Below are 6,627 nucleotides of genomic sequence, written 5' to 3'. Positions count from 1 at the left end.
CCGCCGTCGCGGGTGTCGCGGGCGCCCCCGCCGAGGCGTCCACAGTCTCGGTGACGGAGGCGGCCGACCCGAACGCCCGGGTCCCCTTCCACGGAACCCACCAGGCCGGCATCCTCGAGCAGCCGGCGCCTCGGTCGGCATTCGTCTCCTTCGACCTCACGGCACGCGACCGCGGCGAGCTCGTCGACCTCATGCACACGCTGACCGACCGCGCTCGGGCCCTCACCGCCGGCGGGCCAGCGCCCTCGGTGGGGATCTCGGCACCCTCCCCCGACTCCGGGGTCCTCGGCACGCAGATCCCCGCCGGCCGACTCGCGATGACGGTGAGCGTCGGGGCCTCGATGTTCGACACGCGCTACGGTCTCGGCGCGACCAAGCCGGCCCGGCTGCGCGCGATGGACACCTTTCCCAACGACGACCTCGACCGGGACCGGTGCGACGGCGACCTCCTCCTGCAGCTGCGCGCCGACTCCCAGGACACGGTGCTCCACGCCCTGCGCGACGTGGCGCGGCATACGCGGGGCGCGATGCAGGTCCGGTGGCGCGTCGACGGGTTCCAGAGCCCGCCCCGGCCGAGCGGCACACCCCGCAACCTCCTCGGTTTCAAGGACGGCATCGCCAACCCGGACGCCGCGGACGCCGCGACGATGGACCGCCTCGTGTGGGCCGGCGCCGCCGAGCCCGAGTGGGCCCGGGGCGGGAGCTACCACGTCGTGCGGGTCATCCGGATGCTCGTCGAGTTCTGGGACCGGGTCAACATCGAGGAGCAGGAGCGGATGATCGGCCGGCACCGCGACACCGGCGCCCCGCTGACCGGCAACGTCGAGACCGACCTGCCGGACTACACGAACGACGCGCTCGGCGGCAGCATCCCGCTCGACGCGCACATCCGGATGGCCAACCCGCGCACGGCCCGGACCGCCGAGAACCAGATCCTCCGGCGCGGCTACAACTACGACGCCGGCGTCGACGCGAACGGCAACCTCGACATGGGCCTCATCTTCAACTGCTTCCAGCAGGACCTCGACCGCGGGTTCGTCACCGTGCAGAAGCGGCTCATCGACGAGCCGCTCGTCGACTACATCTCGCCGGTGGGCGGCGGGTACTTCTTCGCGCTGCCCGGCGTCCGCGACGCCTCCGACTGGTATGCGAGGGCTCTCCTCGCGTAGCGCTCGCCGACCCGGTCGCGACCTTCCGGGCTCGGAGGTGCGCAACCCGTCATTCCGGGTCTATCGTGACGAACTGCGGACGAGGCAGACCGCCTCCCGGTCGACGCGACCGGTGGCCTGTTCCCGGGACCGTGTCATCTCGACCGGAAGGAACGCTCGTGCGTCGTGCTACCCGCCGCAGTCTTCTCGGCTCGGCCGCGGTCCTCGCCCTCACCGCCGGCGGTCTGCTCACCGCCGGCGCGCTCGGCTCCTCGGCCAGCGCCCCCGCGAAGATCCCGGACCGCTCCAACCAGACCGCGTCGCCGATCAAGCACCTCGTCGTGATCTTCGACGAGAACGTCTCCTACGACCACTACTTCGGCACCTACCCGCACGCGGCGAACACCGACGGCACCCGCTTCTACCCCGTGACGAGCACCCCGCGGAACAACAACCTCGTCACCTCCGGGCTGCTCACGAGCAACCCCAACCTCTACGCGCCGACCCGCCTCACCCCGAGCGAGGCGCTCACCTGCGACCAGAACCACAACTACGGCCCCGAGCAGCTGGCTGCGAACAACGGCGCGATGGACAAGGTCGTCCAGTACACGAGCGTCGACACGTGCACGGGCATGTTCCAGGCCCCCGGTCTCGCGATGGACTACTTCGACGGCAACACCGTCACCGCGATGTGGAACTACGCCCAGCAGTACGCCCTCTCGGACAACTTCTACGACTCGAACTTCGGCCCGTCGACACCCGGCGCGATCAACCTCGCCTCCGGCAACACGCACGGGTTCCGGGCGGTCGACCCGACGACCCTCCAGCCGGTCACCGACAGCTATGCGATCTTCAGCCCGGACGCGAACGGCGTCGGCACGATGATCAACGACCCGGACCCGGCATACGACGACTGCTCCAACAACGACCGGACCTCGACGAACAGCCTCACCGAGGCGACGGGCGACAAGAACATCGGCGACCTCCTCAACGCCCGCGGGGTGACCTGGGGCTGGTTCCAGGGCGGCTTCCGGCCGACGACACCGGCGAGCGACAGCCACCCGTATGCCGCGTGCGCGGCGACCCACGAGAACGTCGGCGGCTACTCGCAGCGCGACTACAGCCCGCACCACGAGCCCTTCCAGTACTACGCCTCGACGGCCAACCCGCACCACCTGCCGCCGAAGAACGTCGCCGAGACCGGTCACAACGGCCAGGCCAACCACCAGTACGACCTCACCGACTTCACGAAGGCCGTCAAGGCCTCCAACCTGCCTGCCGTGAGCTTCCTCAAGGCCGCGTCCTACCAGGACGGCCACGCCGGCTACTCCGACCCGACGGACGAGCAGCACTTCCTCGTCAAGGAGATCAACCTCCTCGAGCGCTCACCGCAGTGGAGCAGCACCGCCGTCGTCATCGCCTACGACGACTCCGACGGCTGGTACGACCACGTCGCCCCCGTCGTGACGAACGGCGGCTCGACCTCCACCGACGCGGCGATCTGCACCGACTCCGGCGCCCCGATCGCGGGCGGCTACCAGGGCCGCTGCGGACCGGGCCCGCGCCTTCCCCTCCTGGTCATCTCGCCCTACGCGAAGACGAACTACGTCGGCCACGCGCCGATCGAGCAGGCCTCGATCATCAAGTTCGTCGAGGACAACTGGTTCATGCCGCGCGTCGGCGACCACTCCTTCGACGCCCGGGCCCGCAGCATGAAGGGACTGTTCGACTTCACCCAGTCCAACAACAAGCGCGTCATCCTCAACCAGCGGGGTGCCGTCACCTCGATCACGCCGATCCGTCACGGGACGCCGATGCAGGCCACCGCGGTCCTCACGAAGGCGTCGTAGGTCCGCGCATCCCGCGACGCCCGCGCCCGCTCGGTGGGTAGCCTGCCCACATGGACGAGGCGTCGCGGGAGTGGCTCGCGGCCCTCGGCGCCGAGGGTGCCGCACGCGAGGAGGGCGTCGCCCGCCTGCACGACCTGCTCCTGCGCGTCGCGCTGCACGAGGTGGCCCGGCGCGGCACGGCGATCACCGGCCCGGAACTCGACGACGTCGCCCACCAGTCCGCCGACGACGCGACGGTCGCCGTCCTCGCGAAGCTCCCGACGTTCCGGGGTGAGAGTCGCTTCACGACGTGGGCCTACCGGTTCGTCGTCCTCGAGGTGTCCTCGAAGCTGGGCCGGCACTACTGGCGCCGTCCCGCGGCTCGGCTGGCCGACGAGGACTGGGAGCGCCTGCCGGACCGCTTCGGCGTCGATCCCTCGGCGCATTCGGAGCGGCGCGAGATGGTCGACGCGATCCGTCGCGCGGTCGACGAGGTGCTGACCGAGCACCAGCGGGCGCTGTTCGTCGCCATCGTCCTCGGCGGGGTGCCGCTCGACGCGCTCGTCGCCCGGACCGGATCGAGCCGGGGTGCGATCTACAAGGGGGTCTTCGACGCCCGGCGTAAGATCCGCGCGTTCCTCGATGCGAACGGGTATCTGGACGACGCGCCGGGCGCCGGGTCCGACGGGCGAGAGGGGGCGGGACGGCCATGAGCGAATGGGCGCGTCTCGAGGCGTTCCTCACGACGGACCCGCGCGACGTCGGGTGCGACGAGGCGATGGCGGTCCTCCATGTCTACGTCGAGGCGATCGCGGCCGGGCTCGACCCGGCCGCGCGCTACCCCGGTGTCGCGGCGCACCTCGCCGCGTGCGGCCCGTGCAACGAGGACTTCGAGGGGCTGCTGGCAGCCGTGACGAACCCCGACCTGGGCGGCTGAAGGCGACAGGTGGGCCGGGTGCGCCCCAGGCACCCGGCCCTTCTGTCGCCCTCAGCGCAGCTCTACAGGGCCACGATCCCCTCGGCCCCGGCGGCGTCGGGGACCGTCACCGACCCGGTCATGGTGAGCGACCCGTCATGGTGCACCCGGTAGGCGTCGACGATGCCGGCTGCTCCGGTCTGGACGTAGACGTAGCGTCCGTCCGAGGAGGCCGCGGCGTCGACCGTGCCGGCGTCGGTCGCGACCGTGCCTCGCGAGGCGAGCGAGCCCCGGGCGCCGACGCGGTACACCGACAGGGTGCCGCTGCCCGCGTTGGAGGCGTAAAGCGTCCCACCGGTCTCCACGATCCAACAGGTCGCGGCCTGTCCGGTGGCCGCGCTGTCGAGGGCGGCGAGTCGCCCGCCGGCCCGGACGGCGAAGGTCGCGACCGCGCTCGGACCGGCCTCGGTGAGAGCCAGGTGCCCTCGCCCGTCGAAGGTGAACCCGAAGGGCACCGCCCCCGGCAGCGAGGTGACCGTCGGGCGCGCGCTGAGGCCGTGCTGCCCCACGGCGAACGCGGCGATCGAGTTGCCGCCGGCCTTCGTCGCGACGAGCAGCGTCCTGCCGTCCGGCGTGAACCCGACCTGTCCCGGCGTGTGGGTGAACTCGTCCGGCTGGCCCGGAGCGGAAGTGTCAAGATGCAGCGCGCGGTGCCAGGCGGGGACGCGGACGAGCCGGCCGCCGACGAGGCGGTAGCCGGTGATCGACCCGCCGTGGCGGGCGTTGAGGACGTAGACGACCCCGCCGTGCGACGCGATGCTCACGGGGAACTGCCCGCCCGAGCCGACGGTCTGCCTGCGGACGAGCCGGTCCCCGTGCACCGCGAAGGTCGTGACGCTGTCGCTGCCCGCGTTGACGGCGAGGAGCAGGTGTGCGCCGGCGTCGTAGGTCAGCGACCCCTGGGACGCGAGGTGGTCGACGACGGACCCGGACAGCACGCCCCCCTTGCCGCCCGTCGCATAGCTGCCGGCCCGGACGAGCCCCCCGGACCGGGTGCGGTCGTAGGCGACGATCGTGTTGCCGCCGACGGCGTCGTTCTGGACGAAGACGACCCCTCGAGGGGGGTGGCCGGCGCCGTGCTGGGCCCCGGGTGCCGCGCCGGCCGGCAGGGCGCCCATCGTGAGCGCGGCGGCCCCCGCGCCGATCGTGCTGACGAGTGTGGTGATGCGCTTCATCGTGCTCCTCCGTCGTGTCGGGATGGCCCCTGACCCCGAGGGGTCCGGTGCCTCACATCCCGTATGCGTCGCGACGGCGGCCGCTCTTACCTCGCCGGCCCCGATCGTTTCCTCTTCCGTCAGGCGTCGAGCTCGTGGAGCCGCCACCCGGGGATCGGCGCCGGGGCGGCAGTGCTCCGCGACGGGGCGAGCCGGTCGTCCACCCGTTCGCCCGGGAGGAGGTCGGCGACCGTCGAGAGGACGACCCGGCCGGACGCGTTGACGAGCACGCCCCGGGGGGCGCCGGGGGCCAGGGCCGGCAGGGTCCGAGCCTCGAGGCTCGCGACGGGGAGGTCCGCCGCGGCGACCGCTACCATCCGCCCCCGCTGGACCACCGGATGGGCGACGGTGAGGGCGTAGTCGTTGGTGCACGCGTAGTCGACGTAGGGTCCGGCGACGCAGGGGTCGAGCGTCGCCTCGGGCCCGGCGAACCACTCCTCACCCGCGAAGTCGTAGAAGTCGGGGGCCGACGGGTCGAGGTTGACCCGCAGGCTCTCCAGCCCGCCTCCCGGTCTCGCCCACCACCACTCGAGATGGCGGTCCGCGTCGGCGAGACGGTCCGGACCGACGGCGATCCCCGCACCGACGATGAGGTCGGCGTGGTCGGACAGCATCATGCCGATCGGGTGCCGGAGGGTGGCGAGGTCGGCGACCGGCGGGGGTCCGCCGCGCCAGAGCCCCGCGGCCTCGGCGGCCAGCGCGCTCAGCCCCGAGAGCACGGTCCCGAGCGCGTCGACCGTCGCGACGAGGAGGTCCCGCCTCTCGGTCGTCCTCACGGCGCCTCCCGGTACAGCCGCAGGCGCAGCGCCACGAGCCGCTCGGTGTCGACGTCGACGGTGCGGTCCACGAGGGCGCGGGCGCGGGCGCCGCTGCCGCTCGCGATCGCGGTGACGAGCCGTCCGCGCTGGGCGACGGCCCGCGCGTGGTCCGCGTCGTCGCAGCCGAACCACAGCAGGTCGCCGAGCCGGGCCTGGAGGCCGAGCTCCTCGCGGGCCAGCGTGGAGGACTGCGCCGCTGCGGCGACCTCGAGCCAGAGCTGTGCGTCGGCCCGACGCCGCTCGCTGCGGGTCCGCGCCGACGCCAGGACGTCGACCCGTTGGCGCAGCCGGGTCACCTCGTGGTCGAGGGACCGCTCGGCGGCGAGCGCCGCACACGTGGCAGAGATCGCCCGGCGGTGGTCCCCGAGCTCCCGCAGCTCGAGGGTCGTGAAGCCGCTCAGCCGCTGGCTCAGCAGGCCGTCGCGGTCGGCCCGTGGGACCCGGGCCGCGGCCTCCGTCTCGCGCCGGACGAACGTCCCTCCGCCGCGGCCCCGGCGGGTCTCGACGAGGCCGCGCTCGCGGAGCGTCGCGAGCGCCTCGCGGAGGGTGACCGTCGCGGTGCCGAGCTCGTCGGCCAGCTGGCTCTCCGGCGGCAGGCGCTCGCCCTCGAGGATGAGGCCCAGCTCGATGGCCCGCGCGAGC

At 72.9% G+C, this 6,627-nt stretch carries 7 protein-coding genes; 4 read left to right on the top strand and 3 right to left on the bottom strand.

What is annotated here, in order from left to right; genetic code table 11:
- The 4 genes from BN12_RS17790 to BN12_RS17775 form a co-directional block, all read left to right on the top strand.
- A partial coding sequence (locus tag BN12_RS17790) for a Dyp-type peroxidase (protein WP_157635743.1) occupies positions 1 to 1,169 on the top strand: 1,169 nt, incomplete at its 5' end.
- Between the two features lie 158 nt (positions 1,170 to 1,327).
- Positions 1,328 to 2,998, top strand: coding sequence for a phospholipase C (locus BN12_RS17785; protein ID WP_048554564.1), 1,671 nt, complete (start codon positions 1,328 to 1,330; stop codon positions 2,996 to 2,998).
- 50 nt (positions 2,999 to 3,048) lie between these two features.
- Complete coding sequence (locus BN12_RS17780; RefSeq protein ID WP_048554563.1) at positions 3,049 to 3,690, top strand: RNA polymerase sigma factor; 642 nt, start codon at positions 3,049 to 3,051, stop codon at positions 3,688 to 3,690.
- Positions 3,687 to 3,914: a hypothetical protein gene (locus tag BN12_RS17775; protein WP_048554562.1), complete on the top strand. Its 228-nt coding sequence runs from the start codon at positions 3,687 to 3,689 to the stop codon at positions 3,912 to 3,914. Before BN12_RS17780 ends, BN12_RS17775 begins: the two co-directional genes overlap by 4 nt.
- Positions 3,915 to 3,976: 62 nt before the next feature.
- Here the strand turns inward: BN12_RS17775 and BN12_RS17770 are convergent, their stop codons facing one another.
- The 3 genes from BN12_RS17770 to BN12_RS17760 all read right to left on the bottom strand — a co-directional run.
- On the bottom strand, positions 3,977 to 5,128 hold the full coding sequence (locus BN12_RS17770; RefSeq protein WP_048554561.1) for a lactonase family protein: 1,152 nt from the start codon (positions 5,126 to 5,128) through the stop codon (positions 3,977 to 3,979).
- A gap of 119 nt (positions 5,129 to 5,247) precedes the next feature.
- Positions 5,248 to 5,943, bottom strand: a complete 696-nt coding sequence (locus BN12_RS17765; protein ID WP_048554560.1) for a cache domain-containing protein — start codon at positions 5,941 to 5,943, stop codon at positions 5,248 to 5,250.
- Positions 5,940 to 6,627 (bottom strand): FadR/GntR family transcriptional regulator (locus BN12_RS17760; protein WP_048554542.1); only part of this gene is annotated, 688 nt, incomplete at its 5' end. The genes BN12_RS17760 and BN12_RS17765, both read right to left, overlap by 4 nt.

This window comes from Nostocoides japonicum T1-X7 (assembly GCF_001046855.1).
GTDB classification, from domain to species: domain Bacteria; phylum Actinomycetota; class Actinomycetes; order Actinomycetales; family Dermatophilaceae; genus Nostocoides; species Nostocoides japonicum.
Note: the sequence above shows the minus strand (reverse complement) of the source record. Positions and strands in the feature narration are given on the sequence as shown.